This window comes from uncultured Maribacter sp. (genome assembly GCF_963975365.1).
Lineage (GTDB): Bacteria > Bacteroidota > Bacteroidia > Flavobacteriales > Flavobacteriaceae > Maribacter.
In genome coordinates this window covers 95522-115254 of record NZ_CAXBGF010000001.1, presented here as the reverse complement: position 1 = coordinate 115254, position 19733 = coordinate 95522, and the positions used below count along the sequence as shown (strand labels likewise).

19 protein-coding genes are annotated in these 19733 nt (G+C 34.3%); 11 read left to right on the top strand and 8 right to left on the bottom strand.

The annotated features are described in order from the left end of the window. Window positions 1-96 precede the first annotated feature (96 nt). From AACZ49_RS00515 to AACZ49_RS00505, 3 genes are read right to left on the bottom strand one after another with little or no spacing between them, the layout of a single operon-like run. Window positions 97-891, bottom strand: coding sequence for an SDR family oxidoreductase (locus AACZ49_RS00515; protein WP_339650507.1), 795 nt, complete (start codon window positions 889-891; stop codon window positions 97-99). Between the two features lie 15 nt (window positions 892-906). Continuing rightward, window positions 907-2586: a sodium:solute symporter gene (locus AACZ49_RS00510; RefSeq protein WP_339650505.1), complete on the bottom strand. Its 1680-nt coding sequence runs from the start codon at window positions 2584-2586 to the stop codon at window positions 907-909. A 51-nt stretch (window positions 2587-2637) separates the two neighbouring features. Next, window positions 2638-3612, bottom strand: a complete 975-nt coding sequence (locus tag AACZ49_RS00505; protein ID WP_339650503.1) for a phytanoyl-CoA dioxygenase family protein — start codon at window positions 3610-3612, stop codon at window positions 2638-2640. Between the two features lie 142 nt (window positions 3613-3754). Here AACZ49_RS00505 and AACZ49_RS00500 point away from each other — a divergent pair, with 142 nt between their 5' ends. Together AACZ49_RS00500 and pafA are read left to right on the top strand one after the other, a co-directional pair. Further along, window positions 3755-4609 carry an AraC family transcriptional regulator gene (locus AACZ49_RS00500; protein ID WP_339650501.1) on the top strand — a complete coding sequence of 285 codons (855 nt, stop codon included), beginning with the start codon at window positions 3755-3757 and terminating at the stop codon, window positions 4607-4609. Between the two features lie 63 nt (window positions 4610-4672). After that, window positions 4673-6367, top strand: a complete 1695-nt coding sequence (gene pafA / locus AACZ49_RS00495; protein WP_339650500.1) for an alkaline phosphatase PafA — start codon at window positions 4673-4675, stop codon at window positions 6365-6367. 9 nt (window positions 6368-6376) lie between these two features. Here the strand turns inward: pafA and AACZ49_RS00490 are convergent, their stop codons facing one another. After that, window positions 6377-7438 (bottom strand): hypothetical protein, encoded by a 1062-nt coding sequence (locus tag AACZ49_RS00490; protein WP_339650498.1) that lies wholly within the window; start codon window positions 7436-7438, stop codon window positions 6377-6379. An 85-nt stretch (window positions 7439-7523) separates the two neighbouring features. Here AACZ49_RS00490 and AACZ49_RS00485 point away from each other — a divergent pair, with 85 nt between their 5' ends. After that, the gene (locus AACZ49_RS00485; protein WP_339650496.1) at window positions 7524-8213 is read left to right on the top strand and encodes a hypothetical protein; all 690 of its coding nucleotides are present in this window, start codon (window positions 7524-7526) and stop codon (window positions 8211-8213) included. Window positions 8214-8273: 60 nt separating this feature from the next. Here the strand turns inward: AACZ49_RS00485 and AACZ49_RS00480 are convergent, their stop codons facing one another. Then, window positions 8274-9188, bottom strand: coding sequence for a nicotinic acid mononucleotide adenyltransferase (locus tag AACZ49_RS00480; RefSeq protein ID WP_339650494.1), 915 nt, complete (start codon window positions 9186-9188; stop codon window positions 8274-8276). Window positions 9189-9297: 109 nt separating this feature from the next. Here AACZ49_RS00480 and AACZ49_RS00475 point away from each other — a divergent pair, with 109 nt between their 5' ends. Beyond that, window positions 9298-10299 carry an NAD(P)H-dependent glycerol-3-phosphate dehydrogenase gene (locus tag AACZ49_RS00475; RefSeq protein WP_339650492.1) on the top strand — a complete coding sequence of 334 codons (1002 nt, stop codon included), beginning with the start codon at window positions 9298-9300 and terminating at the stop codon, window positions 10297-10299. Here the strand turns inward: AACZ49_RS00475 and AACZ49_RS00470 are convergent. The 3 genes from AACZ49_RS00470 to AACZ49_RS00460 all read right to left on the bottom strand — a co-directional run bounded on the left by AACZ49_RS00470 (window position 10296) and on the right by AACZ49_RS00460 (window position 14134). Further along, window positions 10296-11963 (bottom strand): glycerol-3-phosphate dehydrogenase/oxidase, encoded by a 1668-nt coding sequence (locus AACZ49_RS00470; RefSeq protein ID WP_339650490.1) that lies wholly within the window; start codon window positions 11961-11963, stop codon window positions 10296-10298. The two genes, AACZ49_RS00475 and AACZ49_RS00470, sit on opposite strands and share 4 nt — an antisense overlap. Window positions 11964-12119: 156 nt before the next feature. Continuing rightward, window positions 12120-13607 carry a glycerol kinase GlpK gene (glpK, locus tag AACZ49_RS00465; protein WP_339650488.1) on the bottom strand — a complete coding sequence of 496 codons (1488 nt, stop codon included), beginning with the start codon at window positions 13605-13607 and terminating at the stop codon, window positions 12120-12122. Between the two features lie 170 nt (window positions 13608-13777). Then, complete coding sequence (locus AACZ49_RS00460) at window positions 13778-14134, bottom strand: hypothetical protein (RefSeq protein ID WP_339650486.1); 357 nt, start codon at window positions 14132-14134, stop codon at window positions 13778-13780. A gap of 82 nt (window positions 14135-14216) precedes the next feature. On the opposite strand from AACZ49_RS00460, the gene AACZ49_RS00455 reads away from it, so the two are divergent. The 7 genes from AACZ49_RS00455 (at window position 14217) to AACZ49_RS00425 (ending at window position 19586) form a co-directional block, all read left to right on the top strand. Next, window positions 14217-14741, top strand: a complete 525-nt coding sequence (locus AACZ49_RS00455; RefSeq protein WP_339650485.1) for a CvpA family protein — start codon at window positions 14217-14219, stop codon at window positions 14739-14741. A gap of 182 nt (window positions 14742-14923) precedes the next feature. Further along, window positions 14924-15403 (top strand): CAP domain-containing protein, encoded by a 480-nt coding sequence (locus AACZ49_RS00450; protein ID WP_339650484.1) that lies wholly within the window; start codon window positions 14924-14926, stop codon window positions 15401-15403. A 286-nt stretch (window positions 15404-15689) separates the two neighbouring features. Further along, window positions 15690-16196: a CAP domain-containing protein gene (locus AACZ49_RS00445; RefSeq protein ID WP_339650483.1), complete on the top strand. Its 507-nt coding sequence runs from the start codon at window positions 15690-15692 to the stop codon at window positions 16194-16196. Window positions 16197-16306: 110 nt separating this feature from the next. After that, window positions 16307-16849, top strand: coding sequence for a 3-hydroxyanthranilate 3,4-dioxygenase (locus AACZ49_RS00440; protein WP_339650482.1), 543 nt, complete (start codon window positions 16307-16309; stop codon window positions 16847-16849). Continuing rightward, a complete protein-coding gene (locus AACZ49_RS00435; protein WP_339650481.1) occupies window positions 16846-17220 on the top strand; it encodes a DUF1304 domain-containing protein in 375 nt (124 codons plus the stop codon). Before AACZ49_RS00440 ends, AACZ49_RS00435 begins: the two co-directional genes overlap by 4 nt. A gap of 78 nt (window positions 17221-17298) precedes the next feature. Then, complete coding sequence (locus AACZ49_RS00430; protein WP_339650479.1) at window positions 17299-18852, top strand: aldehyde dehydrogenase family protein; 1554 nt, start codon at window positions 17299-17301, stop codon at window positions 18850-18852. 575 nt (window positions 18853-19427) lie between these two features. Then, window positions 19428-19586: a hypothetical protein gene (locus AACZ49_RS00425; RefSeq protein ID WP_339650478.1), complete on the top strand. Its 159-nt coding sequence runs from the start codon at window positions 19428-19430 to the stop codon at window positions 19584-19586. The last annotated feature ends 147 nt before the right edge of the window (window positions 19587-19733 follow it).

Genomic DNA, 19733 nt, shown 5'->3' with positions numbered 1-19733 from the left:
TGATAGTATAGCTCTAGAATAACAATGATTAAAAAGATGACCATCCTTTTTTTAAGATGTTTCTATCTTAAATTATTAATCTTCAAAATGAGGTAATTAAAGAATCCCCCCCATACTACCTCCATCTACCTTAATAGCCGCACCATTGGTTGCAGAAGAAAGAGGACTTGCCATGTAGGTAATCGTATTTGCAATTTCCTCAACCTTAGCAAATCTTTGCAATAGTGAAGAGTTTCTCACATCGGTAAAAAAAGAGGTTTCAATTTGAGCTTTTGTCTTTCCTTCTTTTTGAGCGGCATTTTCTAAGAACTGCTCTGCTCCTTCAGACAAAGTAGACCCCGGAATTATCGTATTTACAGTTACACCAGTCCCTTTAGTGAGTTGCGCTAAACCTCTAGATACAGCTAGAATTGCAGCTTTAGTCATGCTATAGGGAATCAAATCTGTAGGTACCAAAGTGGCACATTCACTTGAAACAAATAAGATACGGCCCCAATTCTTAGTCAACATTTTGGGTAGTATTCTTTTAGAAAGGCGTACTCCACTCATTACATTGACTTCAAACTGTTGCTGCCAATCTGTATCATTCGTTTCAAAGAAAGACGCTGATGAATAGATACCCACATTATTGACAAGAATATCAATCTCAGGAAGTCTGCCCAATTGCTCTTCTATCTGCTTTGTATTCCTGAAATCAATACATAGTCCTGAAATAGTATTATTGGGAAATTCTCTTTGCAATTTTTGTACTGCTTCTTGCAGTTTGCTTTTAGTTCTACCATTAAGAATAACATTTGCCCCTTCTCTAGCTAAAGCTTTGGCCGTAGCATAACCTATACCAGCAGTTGACCCTGTTATGAAAGCTATTTTCCCTTGTATTTTTAAATCCATTTTTTTTAATCTATTCTATTTCGCTATTCCCCATGTACTAAACAACCACCATAAAACAAGTACAAGACCTATTAAAATTACAGTTAACGTTGCATCAGAAGACCATTTAACTTTTGGCCGTTCTGAACGCCTCTGAAATGTTACTAGTTCTAACATTGCAGCAGGTTGTGGCTGACCCATTTTACTTACTAGCATTAATATCACCGCACACAAAATGAACAAGAATAGTGCAAAGTGTAAGAAATTAACACCTAAAAATACACCTAAAAAAGACCCTTCGTTTACTTGAATAGTACCTTCATTACATAAAAACTCTGCTACTAGCCTAAAAACTCCAATTGCAAATCCTACCCATAAAGACACAATAGCTCCTTTTGCATTTATCCATTTATAAAATAATCCAAAGAGAAAAACCGCAGCAATTGGTGGTGAGATATAGGCTTGCACACTTTGTAGATAGTGAAAAATACCCCCACCCATTAATGATTTCATAAAAGGAATCCAACCAAGGCTTACAATAACTAAAACAACAGTAGCAATACGCCCAAAACTAACAAGATCTTTTTGAGTAGCCATAGGCTTATACTTTTGATAAAAATCGATTGTCAATAACGTGGAACTTGAATTAAACGCAGATGAAAGCGAACTCATTAATGCAGCCAATAGTCCGGCTATGGCCAAACCTTTCAAGCCTGAGGGTAAAAATCCATTTATCATTGCAGGAAGAGCTTGATCTGCATTTTCCATTGAAAAATCAATAGCGCCTTCTTGCAATAAAGCATATGCGATCACACCCGGAATAAAAAATATAAAAACAGGAAGTAATTTCAAATACCCAGCAAATAAGGCTCCCTTTCTTGCGTTGTTGATATCTTTTGCAGAGAGTGTACGCTGCACAATGTATTGATCTGTACACCAGTACCAAACCCCTAAGATTGGAGCACCGAAGAGCATACCCGTCCAAGGGTATTCCGTATCAACCATGGGTCTCCATAGATTAAAAAACTGCTCTGTAGGTGGGTTCCCTTCTTTGGCAGATGCAGTAGTAATAACATCAATCATATGATCCCATCCACCTAAAGCATATAAACCGAATGCGGTAACCGCAATGGTGCCAATTAATAATATAAACGCTTGTACCATATCGGTATAGATAACAGCCTTTAGACCGCCCAATACCGTGTAGAAACCAGTTGCAACTACAGTAATTATAGCGCCGGTCCAAAAAGGGATTCCAATAGTTTCAAAAACCAAGGCCCCTGCAAATATGATTAACGAAATTTTTGTAATCACATAAGCTAAAATCGAAATAACCGAAAGATAACTACGGCAGGCCTTAGAATACCTTTTTTCAAGAAACTCGGGCATTGTATATACTCCCGTTCGAAGATAAAAAGGAACAAATACCCAGCCTAAAAGTATTAATACCAGCGATGCTATAATTTCAAAGTTGGCCATTGGCATATTACCCCGTGCCCCAGCTCCTGAAACGCCTAAGATAATCTCTGATCCGATATTTGAAGCAAAAAGTGAGGCTCCTATAACCAACCATCCTGAGTTTCTTCCGGCTAAAAAATAATCAACAGCGCCTCCTGATTCTGATTTGTTTTTTGACGCCCAATGGGCAATCCATAATATAATTCCAAAATAGATAACTATAATGGCAATATCTAAAAAACTTAAGGTTGAAAACATAAAATATTTGGTTTGATTGGTTGTATGACTTTTGTAACTGTATTGTAAATTCTACCAGTCTTTTAAACCAAGTAAACGCTCCCCTAAATCACTCAATTCAGCGGTATCATATTTGGTCTGTTCCCAATTTCGTGGATCTCCAGGAAATGCATAACCCTCAGGTGCAATCCTATTTTTCCATGAATTAATGCGCCAGTTTTTAAGTTCTTTATTTTCTGGCTCTGCTGGCATCATAGAAATGTATTGTGCTATACGCACCTTATCTTTCGATTTGTTGGGGCGAATACCATGTGGCTCAGTGCTGTTGAAAATCAACAAATCACCTGCCTGCATTTTAACCTTTATAATTTTGTCTTGTAAACCATTCAAACTAGGTTGAAAACGGTCTCTATCTTCCGGCTGTGTTAGTTTCCATGAATCATAATTACGGTATAACCAAGGTATACATTGAAACCCGCCCATATTCTCATCATCCTGATCAGCTAGCGCCAATACACCTTGTACATTTTGTGGCTTAGTTTCCGGATCATAATCCCAGTGGATAAATCCTTTTTTATCGACACCGGGTGGTAATGGAAAATTAAGATTAGCCCGGTCAATGGTAACCCACAATTTTTCTGTTCCCCAAACATCTACAAAGGCATCATATATTTTTTGCGTCTGTCTATTATTCCATAGATATTGATGGTTATACACCTCAACCATTCCTGTTCCTGTCAATTCTTTCATTTTCATCTCTGCACGTGGCGGGGCATACCATGTTGATTTATCTGTCGGACTCTTTTCATCAAACTCCCAAAGAAAATCGGCTGTACGTTTTGCTTGTTCTTTAGATATAGCACTTTTTATAACTATGTAACCATTCTCTACCCAAAATTGCCAATCCTCTTCACTCAGCACGCTTAAAGGGAGACCATTAGAACGATCATTCAATTTTTGTTTGCTACTTGTCGCAGTAGATGGATTTCCCGGTATATCGTTATGCGCATTATTTCCTTGCGCTACTTTAATATTTGTCTGTTGCATGGTTTGATATTTTAACTTGTTAGACAAAACTATTGAGTATTAGATATTTGAACCACCTTAATATTGACCACTATTTGAACAATATTGATTTTAATCCACCAAAATGTAATCTACATATATGCAATTTTGTTACATTTATTCAATGAAAATTGAACTAGAAACCATTGACCCATTAAGTAAAAGTCCGTTTAGGCTTTTACATGACCCTAAATTGAGTCATCTTTTTTACTGGCATTTTCACCCAGAATATGAGTTGGTCTATATAGAAGGTGCAAGTGGGACACGACATGTTGGCGACCATATTTCTGAATATGAAGAAACCGACCTTGTTCTTATAGGTTCAAACATTCCTCACTTAAATTTTGACTACGGAGTGAAGACTTTTTACAGAGAAGAAGTCTTACATATTAAACCTTCATTTAAAAACACATTTGTTGAGCCAATACCAGAATTGCAAAGCCTGAACCGGTTACTAGACCTATCGAGATATGGACTTGCATTTCATGGAGAAACGAAAAGAGTTGTTGGCGAATTATTAAAAGAACTTCACACTTTAAAACCTTTTGAATATTTCATGGCCATCATGAGTATTCTTAAAAGATTGTCTCAAAGCAATGAGTTTGAACTATTACATAAAAAGCCTTATAAAAATAGGTATAGCAAAAAAGAGCAAAGCCGTATTCGTGACATTTACGCCTTAATCGATGAACGATATCAAGGTAAAATTTCTGTAGATGAAGTTGCAAAATTTTGTAATTTGACAAAACCAGCTTTTTGCCGCTATTTTAAAAAAGCCACAGGCAGTACTTTTATAGAGTTTTTAAATCAATATCGTATCAGCCAATCTAAACGTATGTTACTTACTGGCAAAAATGTTAGTGAAACATGCTTTGAATGCGGATTTGAAAGTTTGTCTTATTTCAACAGAACGTTTAAGAAAGTTACAGGTGAGAATCCTTCGGCATTTAGAAAACGATTACGCTCTAATATTAACTAAATAATTAGATACAGAAAGTTTTTGAAAAGATTGGGAACAAACGAACTAGAAACAATAAATCTTATGCAAAAAAAATCTTTTAAACTTTTATCGATATCCACAATTCTATTGGTTTCTTTGTCTTTTTTTCAAACCAAAGCACAAGATGATTCAAACCCTAAATTGGTGGTTGGAGTTATTATTGATCAAATGAGAGCAGACTATCTGTATAAATATCAGGAAAGGTATGGCGAAGATGGGTTCAAAAGATTAATACGCAATGGATTCAATTATAAAAACGCAAATGTTAATTATATTCCCGCGGAAACTGCACCAGGACATGCTTCAATTTATACCGGAACCACCCCTTCTTATCATGGTATAATCGGTAATTCTTGGTTTGACAGAGAAACCAATTCAGTAGAAGAAAATGTGTCTGATCAACAAGAAAAAATAGTTGGAGCTGCAAAGGACAACCCATATGGAGTATCCCCCAATAAGTTAATGGCATCAACCATAACTGATGAATTAAAAAAAATAAGCAATTTTAAATCAAAAGTAATAAGCGTATCCATCAAAGATAGGGGAGCTATTTTACCAGGCGGAAAATCTGCAGATGGTGTTTATTGGCATGATTGGGAATCAAGCCCTGGCTATTTTGTAAGCAGTAGTTTTTATATGGAAACCCTACCTAATTGGGTCAATAAGTTTAATCAACAGGAGAAATCAGACGCCTATTTAAACGAAACTTGGAATACCCTTTACCCAATTGAAACATATACATTAAGCACGCCAGACGACACTACATATGAACCTTCACTAGGCGGAAAAATCAGCCCAACATTTCCTTACAATTTTAAGACTATGAGAGAAACGTATAGAGATATGGGAAGTGAATTTCAATTATTATGGATTTCCCCAAAAGGAAACACTTTACTTACAGAATTTGCCATTACGGCAATACAGGAAGAAAAATTAGGAAAAGATAAGTACACCGATTTTTTGAATGTTAGCTATTCTGTGCCAGATGTTATTGGGCATACTTTTGGACCACAATCTGTGGAGATGGAGGATATCTATTTAAGATTAGATAACGAAATCGCTACACTTTTAAAGGCATTGGACACGAAAATAGGAAAGGAAAACTACACCTTATTCCTTACCGCAGACCATGGAGCTATGGAAAACGTGTCGTTTTTAAAAAATCACAAGTTAGATGCTGCTATTGCACGAACTACTAGTGATGCAAGAAACTTAGAAGCATTTTTAGATACGAAGTATGGGAAAGCCTCATGGATAACTGCTGTGAATGGCAATAACTTGTATTTAAATAAAGTTACTATTGACGAACAAAAGTTAACCTTACCAATAATTCAAAAAGAGGCTGCAGATTACTTAATGACCTTACCAGAAGTTTCTTTTGCACTTACCGCAGATGACCTTCAAACCTACGTTTATGAGGAAGGAATACGAAAAACCATTCAAAATGGTTATTATGTAAAAAGATCTGGTGATGTAATAATAAGCTATTCCTCTGGTACCATAATCCATCCAAATCCCAATATTGATGTTGAAATGGTCAATGGCACCGTACATGGGTCTGGTTATTCGTATGATACACATGTACCCCTTATTTGGATTGGCAAAGGTATTAAGAGCGGTGAATCTGTTAAAGCGGTGAATCCAATAGACATTGCCCCTAGCTTGTCTATGTTTCTAAACATTCCCCTACCAAGTTCTTCACAGGGAAAACCCTTGTCCGAGCTTTTTGAAAACTAATTTTAATATTTATCTCAACCTACTTTTATCCAATATTTCTGATTTGAATTTGGCAGGATTCGATATAATATTGAAGAACCCTAAAATATATTTTTCACTTCTTTGAAATTCGGCTTCATCTTCAAAGTAAGACTTATGATCTTCAATTATTGCCATCATATTTTCCTGATTTTGCATAAATTCGTCCCTTATTAATTCCATTGTAGTATCCGACCTTTGAAAACCTCTATACAAGCGTTGTGTCACCGATTCTAATGGCAACACCAAGCCATCTATTTGAGAGACAACAGAATAACTAACATCGCACAATCCAGACATATCAAAATCATAAGGTATGGGGATAGAATAACCATTCAAAAACAATAACTTTTCATTATGTTGGTAGCCCGTAGAGAAATCCGTATTGCCAATCATATATTGAAAAAAACTATTTCGTATTGAGGTTAATGAATCTTGTTGTAACGGATGTACATTTCTTTTCATCGTTTTACCACCAAAACGCTCTTCCAATTCATCAATATCCTCAATAAAAAAAGCTCTAATTCTATGCTTTTGTACTTTTTCCCCTTTTGGTTCGCTAAGAGTAAAATCTAAAAGCCGGGTCTTAAAATGATAAGGAGAAACAACCTCATAGAGTTTATACGCTAATAACTCCTTTATGATATAATCGTTGGCATTCTTCTCTTTTAAACATGGCAGAACCAATTTCAATTCCTTATTCCCTTTAAATAATGTCTTTTTCGTATATTCTTTTTTTAATCTCATTTTGACCGGTGAAAAATAACAGTTCTTTCTCCTAAAATTACCTCTTGCCCGAACCCTTACAGGTAAAGAACTTAGTGAGTCTTTATCTAAATATGTAAGATTCACATCTATATAGGTACTATCATTGGTGAGTTTTTTAAGATCTCGATTACTATAGGCCATTTGAACTTCAAGTACATCTTCAGTACTAAATAGTTTTGAGACTTTACCTAACTTTTTGCTATTGTTATCTTTTTGACCAAAACATAACATAGATAAAAAAACGCAAATAGTAAGGAGTCCTAAATTAGTTTGCATCTTTCCCATAATCAATTAACTTTACACTTAAAGTATTAAAAATTAAGTTATTAAACGCTATCTCTCTTCCTTAAATTACAAGACGCTATTGGTAATGGTAATTTCCTTTGCCTCTGTTTTTCTTTGTTATCATTTTGAGATTTTCTTCAAAGTTGATTTAACCCTGCTAAGTATTGCCATTATTTTCCCCTTAGTATTTACCATTAGAGGTTCTTTTAGAAGGCGGGAAAAGGCATTGGAACATTTAAGCCAGTACCGTAGTGCAATGAAAACCCTGTATTATTTTATTACGACCAGTACTTTATTAGAGGAGGAGGAGGCAATTTTAAAACATCTTTTGGAAAACATAGAGGATAAAACTTTGTTGCATCTTAAAAGTCAACAAAGCAGCATAAAAGATTTAGATGAGGAAGTTGACAAGATATATGAATTTATTCATTCTAGAAGAGAGACTATCCCTAAAGGTTTAAAGGATAAACTGTTTAAATATTTGTGTGACTTACACGAGGCCATTGATAATTTGAATGGTATTCATGTACATAGAACCCCAGTAAGCTTAAAGGCTTACTGTGAAGTTTTTATATACATTTTTCCGCTAATTTATGCGCCTACTATTATATCAGAAATTGGAAAAAATTATAATCATATAGCTGTTTATTTTGTGGTAATACTTACTGAGTTTATTCTTATTTCACTTTATAATATTCAAGATGATTTAGAATATCCTTTTGATGAAAAAGGATTAGATGATATTAAGTTAAATTATTTCAAAGTCTTACGATAAGATTAAAAAAAAATGCCCTTCTTTAAAAAAAGGGCATTTTTCAAATCAACTAACCTAAAACTATTTTAACTTTTTCCTTTTTACATTCATTGTAGGGTTCGAAGATTTAATTCTTTTTTTAATCTCAACACCTTTTCCAGACTTTAAATATTCTTGATAACCCCTACCTCTAAATTCATAGGTAGTTCCACTATCTGGGTGATATAATTCTATGGTACTATCGTTAATTACGTATAATTCAAAATAATCATCACTAAAGAAATCATAGTCTAAGGTCAAGGCTTTTAAAGTATTATCGCCATGCACATCATACACTTCATATTCTCCTTCAAAATCCCACTTTAAATTTGAAATATTTGTACCGGGCATGTCTAAGGACGATTTGAAAAAATTTGATAAAAACTGTACATAATTCTCATTATCAAAATCATTTAAAGCACCGGCTTCACTCGTGTATATTTTCTCCCATGCATCATACTCTTGTATGAAGTAATTAATGTTATCATAGAAAACCATATCATAGTCGAATGTATTTGTTTGATATCCTTTTAGAAAATAAGAGGTATCACTTCTGGCATCATATAGTTCTATTGTATTTCTATTTATAGCGAACACTTCTAAAGCCCAAAGGCCATCAACATCATGATCTATATCTACAATACCCCTTAATGTGCCATATGTTCCAACATCTATACCATAACCGCCTCCCGTTTTACCTATTCCAACGATATTATTATTGGCGTAAAGCACACCTCTATCAAATGAAACGGTAAAAGCTCTTTGTAAAAAAGGAACCTCACCATTACCTTGAGTCGCATTTATGTCTATATACCATAAATCAAAACTCTGTAAAACTTGATCTGTATTAAAAGCTGATTCTTCAATAAAATCATCTTCTATGATTATATCTGCATAACAAGAAATCATTAGTGTGACCAAAAGAAAATACCCTGTAAGTAGTTTTATTGTTTTCATATGATTTTATTTAAAGATCACTATCACAGAAACAATCACCATGCCAAAATTTATAAAACACTGATACATAGCTAATGATGAGCACACAAATTATTGGTAAATTTGTACCATGGAAAAGGATACGAAGTTTGCAGTATTAGGTGGTGGTAGCTGGGCAACGGCAATTGTAAAGATGTTGACCAACAACCAAGAAATGGTAGGTTGGTACATGCGTAATTCAGATGCTATAGAACATATAAAAACTCAAAAGCATAATCCAAATTATCTGACTTCTGTTGAATTTAAAACTGAGCAATTATTCTTGACAGATGATATTAACGATGCCGTAAATTTTGCGGATGTTTTAATATTTGCAGTTCCATCTGCATTTTTGGTCAGCGAATTAAAAAAACTTAAATCTCCTCTAAAAGATAAAATTATATTTTCTGCAATTAAGGGTATAGTGCCAGAATCTGGTTTAATTGTTGGCGAACATTTTCATGAAATCTATAAAATTCCTTTTGAAAATATAGGGGTTATAACCGGACCATGCCATGCTGAAGAAGTTGCTATGGAAAGGCTTTCATATTTGACTATTGCATGTGCCGATAAGGACAAGGCTCAATTAATTGCTAAAAACTTATCGAGCAACTATATTAAAACCAATATCAGTAAAGATATTATTGGTACAGAGTACGCTGCCATGTTAAAAAATATTTACGCCATAGCAGCTGGTATCGCTCACGGATTGGGTTATGGCGATAATTTTCAAAGCGTATTGATGAGCAATGCAATTCGGGAAATGAAACGCTACACCAAGCGAATTCACAATATTGACCGAAACATTAACAAGTCTGCCTATTTAGGAGACCTTTTAGTGACCGGATATTCTATTTTTAGCAGAAATAGAATGTTCGGAAATATGATTGGCAAAGGGTATACCGTAAAAAGTGCACAAATGGAAATGAGCATGATTGCCGAAGGTTATTATGCAGCAAAAAGTGCTTATGCAATAAAAGAAGGTTTCAAGAAAAAGGTTAAAACCCCAATTATTGATGCTGTATATCAAGTACTTTACGAAAACAAAAATCCTAAGAAAGTGTTTCTTGATTTAACGGATAAACTAGATTAATCTCTATTAATCGAAAAATCTGAATGTTCCTTTAATTCAACTTCTAAATTAGTTTTCCACTTTTGAACTATTTCATCAGAAACTCCAAATCTCTTTTGGAATTCTTTTAGGATAGGTTTCATAAGGGTTCTAATACTATCAATATCAAAATATAATCTTCCTGTTCTTCGTATAAAGAAATCCATAGGGTTCTGCACCATTTCATAATCGATACCAAAAGCAAGTTCTGCTTTTGCCAAGCGGACATATTTGTCTTTCTCAACAATTTTTGAGTAATTATCTAAAATTATCTCTGTTTGTTTACCATAATTGGTGACTAAAAACCAAGCGTCATGTTCAGTAAACTTATCCCCTTTTATTCTTTCGTAAATTTCAGCGATGTATTTTTTTACGTGTTTGAACTTTTTGAAATCATCATTTCCGCAAAGGAAAATCTTTTCTGTATAACAATCCTTTAATTTTGTATCATACTCCTCTTCCATTTTTTTAGCAATGCGATCAACTACACGTTCAGCCATTTTTCTATAGCCAGTTAATTTACCGCCAGCAATACTGATTAATCCAGTATCAGAAACAAAAATTTCATCTTTTCTAGACAATTCAGAGGCAGATTTGCCTTCCTCGTGTATTAATGGGCGTAGACCTGCCCATGATGAAACAATATCTTCCAGCTCTAAATTAATGTCTGGAAACATATTATTTACAGCAGAAATCAAATAAATAGCATCTGCTAAGTCGGTACGTACATTTTCCTTACTATCATTATAATTGGTGTCCGTGGTACCCACATACGTAATCTTACCTCTTGGAATAGCAAACATCATTCGACCATCTGGTATATCGAAATAACAAGATTGTTTTACTGGAAGTTTCTCATAAGGAAAAACTAAGTGCACACCTTTGGTAAGATGCAATTGCTTTCCCTTTTTTGAATTATTCAAACTTCTTAATTCATCAACCCAAGGACCAGCTGCACTGATTACAAACTTAGATTTTATGATAAATTCTCTACCTGTAGTTTCATCAGTAGCCTTTACACCTGCAACCTTATCCTTATCATATATAAACTCATTTACCTTAGCATAATTCAAAGCTTGAGCACCGAAAAGTAAACTTGTTTTAATATTCTCAATGGTTAAACGGGCATCATCTGTTCTATATTCTGCATAGTAACCTGCGCCGTTCAGAATTTTCTTTGGCAAAAGAGGCTCCAATTTCATGGCCTCTTTCTTTTCTAACATTTTCCGTTTATCGTCTCCTGTTACTTGCGCCAAAATATCATACACCTTAAGACCAATTGAAGTAAGCCATTTACCATATGAACCATTTTCAATTAAGGGTAACAACATTTTTTCGGGCAGCACCAAATGTGGAGCTAGTTTGTGTACAATAGCACGTTCAGAACCAACTTCTTTAACCAACCAAAAATCAAACTGCTTTAAATAGCGAAGACCACCATGTATTAATTTTGTAGACTTACTACTTGTACCCGAAGCGAAATCACCTTTTTCTAGCAAGGCAATTTTCAAACCGCGAGATGCAGCATCTAAAGCTATACCCCCACCTGTTATTCCTCCTCCAATTACTACTAAATCAAATATTTCCCCTTCCAAGGAATCGATTGTTTTTTGACGTTCTAAATTGGTGAATTTTATGTTTTTCATCAGTAGATGTTTATTTAATTATTAAGGAAAGTTTTTACTAAATAAATAGACTATTAAATAGTAACAAACCCAGATTCAACATCAAAGATAGGAGTAGCATTTCACTAATTTTTGCTTAATAAAATTATTTAATTGTAAAATTTAAATGTTTGAGAATCAATCTTCTTCCCAACCTTTACAACGCTCAACGGCTTTTTGCCACTTTTTATACAATCGTTTTCTTTTCACCCGATCAAAAGTAGGTTTGAAAATTCGGTTCATTGGTCTGTTTTCATCAATATCAGACTGTTTCCAAAAACCAACTTGAATACCTGCTAAAAAAGCAGCACCCATTGCTGTTGATTCTATAATCTCTGGTCTATGAACTTCAGAATCTAAAATATCAGCCTGAAATTGCATTAAGTGATTATTAGCACATGCACCACCATCTACGCGAAGATTTTTTAACTGAATACCCGAATCATCCTCCATAGCTTTTAAAATATCCTTGGTCTGATAAGCAAGTGATTCTAATGTCGCCTTAGCAATATGCGCTTTTCCCGTATCACGTGTCAATCCAAAGATTGCACCCCTGGCATACATATCCCAATATGGAGCGCCAAGACCCGCAAATGCAGGAACTACATAAACAGGATTCTCACCTTGAATTGAATTAGCTAAATCTTCAGATTCTTTAGCATCTTCTATTAGTTCTAAACCATCTCTTAACCATTGTATAGCAGCGCCTGCTATAAAAACACTCCCTTCCAATGCATAATTCACCTTACCATCTAAACCGTAGGCAATCGTTGTCAAAAGGCCGTTATTTGAAAATTGCGGTTCTTCTCCTGTGTTCATCAACATAAAACAACCTGTACCATAAGTATTTTTTGCTGAGCCTTTTTTAAAACAACCTTGGCCAAAAAGCGCCGCTTGTTGATCACCCGCTATACCAGCAATAGGTATTTTAACACCCTCATATTCAAAATTACCAAAATCAGCTGCCGATGGTTTTACCTCTGGAAGCATCCCTTTAGGAATGCTCAACGCTTTCAACATCTTATCGTCCCATTTTAAATTAACAATGTCATAAATCATTGTTCGAGATGCATTCGTATAATCTGTATAATGGTTATGATCTTTCGTCATATTCCAGACCAACCAAGTATCTATGGTCCCCATTAATAAATCTCCCGCTTCAGCTTTCTTCTTTGCGCCTTCTACGTTATCTAAAATCCATTTAACCTTAGTACCCGAAAAATAAGAATCTATTACCAGCCCAGTCGTTTTCTTAACATGCTCAGTAAGTCCAATTTTTTTAAGATGTTCACAAATATCAGCTGTCCGTTTATCTTGCCAAACAATCGCATTATAGACTGGCTCTCCAGAATTTTTATCCCAAACCACTGTAGTTTCCCTTTGGTTGGTTATCCCTATACCCAGTATTTCTGAGGGTTTAACCTTTTCCTTTTTTAACAGTTCTTGCAAAACTTCCATTTGCGAGGATAATATTTCCTTAGGGTCGTGTTCTACCCATCCAGATTTTGGAAAAATTTGTTTGAACTCCTTCTGAACCATTCCTTTAATAGCACCTGCATGGTCTACCAATAAGGCCCTAGAGCTTGTAGTTCCTTGATCTAATGATATAATAAATTGCCTTGACATTTGAGTGTAGTTATTTTTCTAAATATAGCGGATTTAAAAGCTATTTCAAAAAGGAAATAATTAAACCGATGAAAGGATAAAATAATCCACTTCAGGAATCTGAAATCTAAATGAAAAAAAATTACTAGGCCCTATAGCGGGGGAATTAATGGCCAACAAAGGCTACGGTTTTATTTTATAAACTCTTTTTCTAAAAAGTAACCTACAATAGCCTCTTTCATAAGAACAGTTTGCTCGCCAGCCTTTAAAGGAGGTAATTCTTCGTTGAAGGTGTAATGTGGCCATCCATCTTCATCAAAATAACTAAACTCATAAAACCCGTAAGGTTCTAATAGTCTACAGATAGCAATATGCATTAAATCTAGTTTGTCATCTTTCTTATATTTTTTATGGTATTGTCCTAATTCTTGAACTCCTACCAAATATATAATTGCATCTAATTCTAAAGGGTCTCCATCCGAAAACTTTATAGAAAGCTTTTCGACCAAATAATCCCATCGTTCTTTTAATTGTATATCCCTTGCCATATTATTTATGTCTTGCTGTACTTATCTTTAGACATTTCAAAGGTACAAATCAAAGTTCTATATTTGTTAAAACACTTCACGAATGGGGCTTTTAGATATACTTCTTGGAATACCTTTAATTTGGGGCTTATGGAAAGGTCTAAAAAATGGTCTTTTTATGGAAATAGCCTCTATAGTTGCATTAATTGCAGGTATTTATGGAGCTATTCATTTTTCGTACATCACAGGAAATTATTTATCTGAACACTTAGAATGGGATGAACATAATATGAGTATTATTGCATTTATAATCACCTTTGTACTTATCATAATAATCGTTCACTTGGCGGGTAAACTATTAACAAAAGTTGCAAATATTGCCATGTTAGGTCTATTAAATAAATTTGCAGGAGGCATTTTTGGCATCTTAAAGGTTGCAATTATTTTGGGTGCTGTCTTCATTTTTTTTGATAGAATGGACAATACATTTAACCTACTGGAAGACGAAACAAAAAGGCAATCTATTTTATATCAACCTATTAAGGATATAGGGGCCTTAATTTTTGAAAACGTTCTTAAGACTGAAATGCTACCAAAGGAGTCTTTAAATGATCCTATTTCAATATAATCGAATAATACACTAATCTAACTTTTTACACACTTCATCGAATAATCTTTATTGTTTTTAGACTGCATATATTTTTTTAATAATATTACTCTATCGATACCCCTTTCGATAGAGAACTTAGAACGCTCTCGTCTTATTTACCTACTGCGCTAAGCCTAAAGGCTACAAAAAAGAGACACTATATGAAAATGAGATTGCTTTATGCGGTCCCTGTCTTTTTATTGCTTTTTCTTAATTCTTGTACAAGCGATTCTCTTGAAGATACGACCATTGTAGAAGCAGAAAATGTTATAACTATAGAGCAGGACCTATTGGACATTGTAAATGAACACAGGTTAACTTTAAACACTAATACTCTTGTATTTAGTAATATAGCCTATAAATACGCCAACATTCATACCGATTATATGATTGCTAAAGGCAGTATTAGCCACGATAATTTTAGCTCTAGAGCTACTAATATAAACTCTGAAGTTGAAGTTAAAATGGTAGCGGAAAATGTAGCCAAAGATTATGTATCGGCAATAGATGCTTTTGAAGGTTGGTACACGAGTAGTAGTCATAAGAAAACAATGGAAGGCGATTTTACGCATACCGGTATTAGTGTCAAGAAGGATAAACAAGGTAATTACTATTTTACCCAACTTTTTTATAAGCAATAAGCATAGTTAATCCCAAATTCAGTTTATAAACTGAAAAATGACCACGTTTAGCATTGTCATTTTAACCGAACTAGGTTAATGTGTTTTGTTTCAAGGATTAAGTGGGAAAAATCATATTAAATGCGTTTTTTCACGATGAAACTCCAAGTGTATTTTATCTATAACAGCTCATAGACACTTATTTGGCAGCTTAACGATGATTTCAGCACACCTATAGATATTATTCTTCAATAAATAACTCCTAGGTTTACTTTTGAAATATTAATAATAAAAAATGTTTCCCAGCATGAGATTAGCATTACCTACATTAGTATTAATCATTACATTTTTATCATCTTGTTCTAATTACGAAAATTTTGCAGGTTACGAAGAAAGTTCTGATGACTTAACATCTAAAGTTACCTTAATTTCTTCTGACGCTCATAATACTATTGAAACAGAACTTTTTGAAATGATCAATAACTATAGATCTAGTATTGGTTTAAATGAAATGGAGTTTGAAAGCACTACATATTATTATGCAGGTCTTCATACCGATTACATGATTGAAAAGGAAAATACAAGTCATGAAAAATTTGATGAACGAGCAGAAAATATTTCGAAAAGAACAGGAGCCGTTTTTGTAGCAGAAAATGTAGCTAGAAACTATGATACTTTAGAAGCTGCTTTCGAAGCATGGTTGGATAGCCCAGGCCATCGAAAAAATCTTGAAGGTGATTATGATTATACAGCTATAAGCATAAAACCAAATAGTAATGGTGACCTTTACTTTACCCAGATATTCTTTAGATAGTCAATTATAACTTATTATTATATGCCTTTGTTATTCAAAGGCATTTTTTATGCTTAATTTTTTTAGGTGAGAGCCATCGGTTTATTTAACTTTCAGCTAAAATTAATTAGATGAGTATTAAAGCACCATTCAATCTAAACAAATGGATTGAAGATAACAGAGCGCTGCTTAAACCCCCTGTAGGCAATAAAAATCTTTACAAAGATTCAGGCGATTATATAGTAATGATAGTAGCTGGGCCAAATGCTAGAAAAGATTATCATTATAACGAAACAGAAGAACTTTTTTACCAGTTAGAAGGAAATATAGAAGTTCATATTCAAGAAGACGGTCAAAAGAAAACAATGAAATTAGGGCCAGGGGATATGTATCTACACCCTGCGAAAGTGCCACATTCTCCTGTACGGAATAAAGGATCTATAGGCTTGGTCATTGAGCGTAAGAGAGCACATATGAACGTTGATGACGGGTTATTATGGTTTTGTGATAATTGCAACCACAAATTATATGAAGCTTATTTCACCCTCAATGATATTGAGAAAGATTTTTTATCACATTTCAAACACTTCTATAGTTCTAAAGAATTAAGAACCTGTGATAACTGCGGCACAGTAATGCCTATAGATGAACGCTTTATTGCAAAAGACGAATGATATTAGCAGCCAAAATAATTACCATATTTGTAGTATTGATGCATATTTATATTCTTTGGATGGAAATGTTTTCATGGACAACAAGAGGAAGAAAAGTATTTAAAAATTTTCCTCAAGATTTGTTTGAACCTACAAAACAAATGGCCGCTAACCAAGGGCTTTACAACGGATTTTTAGCCGCAGGTTTAATTTGGTCTTTATTGATTAACGACTCCGTTTGGTCAGGTAACGTTGCCCTCTTCTTTTTGGGCTGCGTTTTCGTAGCAGGATTGTATGGTGCCATTTCGGTCACTAAAAAGATTTTCTATATTCAGAGTATTCCCTCATTAATAGGAATCGTACTTTGGAGTATCATAAAATTTTCATTGTAGGCATTAGGTTCGCATAAAGCATAATATTCTTCGTATTTTTGTAATATATCTAACAGAAAACGTATAAAAAGTTATAAAATGTCAAAAATAGCAACAGATTTTGGAATACATGATGCCCTAAAAAAATTAGGTATCAAGGATGTTAATGAAGGTACTTCAACAGGTTCCAATAATTTTTCATCAGGAGATATCATTTCATCATACTCCCCAGTAGACGGTTCGTTAATAGCTAAAGTGAAAACAACCACCAAAGCCGATTATGAAAAAGTAATGAGTACAGCTACCGTTGCTTTTAAAGAATGGAGAACAAAACCGGCACCGTTACGTGGTGAAATTGTAAGACAATTTGGAGACAAACTAAGGGAGCTAAAAGAACCATTAGGCAAGCTAGTTTCCTTTGAAATGGGTAAGAGTTATCAAGAAGGTTTAGGTGAAGTTCAAGAAATGATAGATATCTGTGATTTCGCTGTTGGTCTATCTCGACAATTACACGGGCTAACCATGCACTCTGAGAGGCCTGGCCATAGAATGTACGAACAATATCATTCTTTAGGTGTAGTGGGTATAATTTCTGCATTTAATTTTCCAGTGGCCGTTTGGGCCTGGAATACAGCATTAGCTTGGATTTGTGGTGATGTTTGTGTTTGGAAACCATCAGAAAAAACACCACTATGTGGTATTGCCTGTCAAAATATTGCTTCTTCAGTTCTTAAAGCTAATGATTTACAAGAAGGTATTTCTTGTCTAATTAATGGTAACTATAAAGTTGGCGAACTAATGACACAAGATAGAAGAATTCCTTTAGTATCTGCCACCGGTTCTATTCGTATGGGAAAAATTGTTGCACAAGCGGTAGCAGCTCGTCTTGGTAAATCATTATTAGAACTTGGTGGAAACAATGCCATTATTGTAACTCCAGATGCTGATTTAAAAATGACCGTCATTGGTGCTGTATTTGGTGCTGTAGGTACTGCTGGTCAACGTTGTACTTCGACCCGTAGATTAATTATTCATGAATCAATGTATAGTAAAGTAAAAGAAGCAATAGTTGCTGCGTACCAACAATTAAGAATTGGAAACCCATTGGACGAAAACAATCATGTAGGTCCGTTAATAGATACAGATGCTGTAGTACAGTATAAAAAAGCATTAGAAAAAGTAGTTGCTGAAGGTGGTAAACTAATTGTAGAGGGTGGTGTATTGGAAGGAAAAGGGTATGAGAGTGGCTGCTATGTAAAACCAGCTATTGCAGAAGCGAAGAACAATTTTGAAATTGTACAACACGAAACTTTTGCTCCTGTTTTATATCTTTTAAAATACTCTGGCGACGTTGAAAATGCCATAGCTATACAAAATGGTGTTGTTCAGGGTCTATCATCAGCAATAATGACCAATAATCTTCGCGATGCAGAACAGTTTCTTTCTGCTTGGGGAAGTGATTGTGGAATAGCGAATGTTAATATCGGTACTTCAGGTGCAGAAATTGGCGGAGCCTTTGGCGGTGAAAAGGAAACCGGTGGTGGCCGAGAAAGTGGTTCAGATGCTTGGAAAGTTTATATGAGAAGACAGACCAATACAATTAACTATACCACTGAGCTACCATTAGCCCAAGGTATAAAATTCGATTTATAACTTAAATATTATTTCCTTTGCATGTTTACACGTTAGGCTGTTTTTCCATTCGATGATTCGTTAGACCAGCTGCCGTGTAATAGGGTTTGAATGCCTAATATTACAAACATGCAAAGGAAATTTATTATACCTTTTATTTTTCTTTTCATTGGTATAGTGTATTATCCTCAGCATTAAACTACCAAAATATCCTGTTCATTCTTTCAAGAGTTGTACAGCTATACCTAAATATTGTATAATCGGAATTCTTGTCTGGTGAATTTTAGGCATAAAAAAAATCCTGTATTCATTAAAGTCCACAGGATTTTTAAACCAACTAACTCAAAACTCTAAAGTGTATACTCAATGCCCTAACGTTGTGGGGAGAAGTATACCTATTTAAATATTCACCTAAAATTGCAAATAAAATTTGTTCTATACCCTACAATTTTCGCCAGCTAACAATATGATTGTATAGTTGGCATACATTTAAGTATATTTGGAAATTCACATAATCGTTGACTGTAAGGTAATTAGGTCGTAATGTTTTAAGATTTTTTAATACATTGTACCATAAATACTAAACAAATTTTACAATGACAAAAACAACAACCAATTTATTATTGATGTTGATTACCATTGTAGCTTTCACATTCTTTTACATAACCTGTTGTAGCGAATGCGGTGCATCAACTACCACAGAACAAGTAAGAAATTGGGACAATACCGCGCAGATTTTGCAAAAGATTAGCTAATGGATAATGGATTGTTTCAGATAAAATAGTGTCAATATCTATAGGCCAAACAGAACCAATTACAAATAATGACACAGAAGAAGACAGAGATAAAACAAAAGAACCCTAATTACTTTAAATTAAAACATAAACTAATCTTATAAATAA

Coding starts and splice junctions, on each gene's coding strand:
- AACZ49_RS00515 (WP_339650507.1), bottom strand. CDS start 891: ATGGATTTAAAAATACAAGGGAAAATAGCTTTCATAACAGGGTCAACT.
- AACZ49_RS00510 (WP_339650505.1), bottom strand. CDS start 2,586: ATGTTTTCAACCTTAAGTTTTTTAGATATTGCCATTATAGTTATCTAT.
- AACZ49_RS00505 (WP_339650503.1), bottom strand. CDS start 3,612: ATGCAACAGACAAATATTAAAGTAGCGCAAGGAAATAATGCGCATAAC.
- AACZ49_RS00500 (WP_339650501.1), top strand. CDS start 3,755: ATGAAAATTGAACTAGAAACCATTGACCCATTAAGTAAAAGTCCGTTT.
- pafA (WP_339650500.1), top strand. CDS start 4,673: ATGCAAAAAAAATCTTTTAAACTTTTATCGATATCCACAATTCTATTG.
- AACZ49_RS00490 (WP_339650498.1), bottom strand. CDS start 7,438: ATGGGAAAGATGCAAACTAATTTAGGACTCCTTACTATTTGCGTTTTT.
- AACZ49_RS00485 (WP_339650496.1), top strand. CDS start 7,524: ATGGTAATTTCCTTTGCCTCTGTTTTTCTTTGTTATCATTTTGAGATT.
- AACZ49_RS00480 (WP_339650494.1), bottom strand. CDS start 9,188: ATGAAAACAATAAAACTACTTACAGGGTATTTTCTTTTGGTCACACTA.
- AACZ49_RS00475 (WP_339650492.1), top strand. CDS start 9,298: ATGGAAAAGGATACGAAGTTTGCAGTATTAGGTGGTGGTAGCTGGGCA.
- AACZ49_RS00470 (WP_339650490.1), bottom strand. CDS start 11,963: ATGAAAAACATAAAATTCACCAATTTAGAACGTCAAAAAACAATCGAT.
- glpK (WP_339650488.1), bottom strand. CDS start 13,607: ATGTCAAGGCAATTTATTATATCATTAGATCAAGGAACTACAAGCTCT.
- AACZ49_RS00460 (WP_339650486.1), bottom strand. CDS start 14,134: ATGGCAAGGGATATACAATTAAAAGAACGATGGGATTATTTGGTCGAA.
- AACZ49_RS00455 (WP_339650485.1), top strand. CDS start 14,217: ATGGGGCTTTTAGATATACTTCTTGGAATACCTTTAATTTGGGGCTTA.
- AACZ49_RS00450 (WP_339650484.1), top strand. CDS start 14,924: ATGAAAATGAGATTGCTTTATGCGGTCCCTGTCTTTTTATTGCTTTTT.
- AACZ49_RS00445 (WP_339650483.1), top strand. CDS start 15,690: ATGAGATTAGCATTACCTACATTAGTATTAATCATTACATTTTTATCA.
- AACZ49_RS00440 (WP_339650482.1), top strand. CDS start 16,307: ATGAGTATTAAAGCACCATTCAATCTAAACAAATGGATTGAAGATAAC.
- AACZ49_RS00435 (WP_339650481.1), top strand. CDS start 16,846: ATGATATTAGCAGCCAAAATAATTACCATATTTGTAGTATTGATGCAT.
- AACZ49_RS00430 (WP_339650479.1), top strand. CDS start 17,299: ATGTCAAAAATAGCAACAGATTTTGGAATACATGATGCCCTAAAAAAA.
- AACZ49_RS00425 (WP_339650478.1), top strand. CDS start 19,428: ATGACAAAAACAACAACCAATTTATTATTGATGTTGATTACCATTGTA.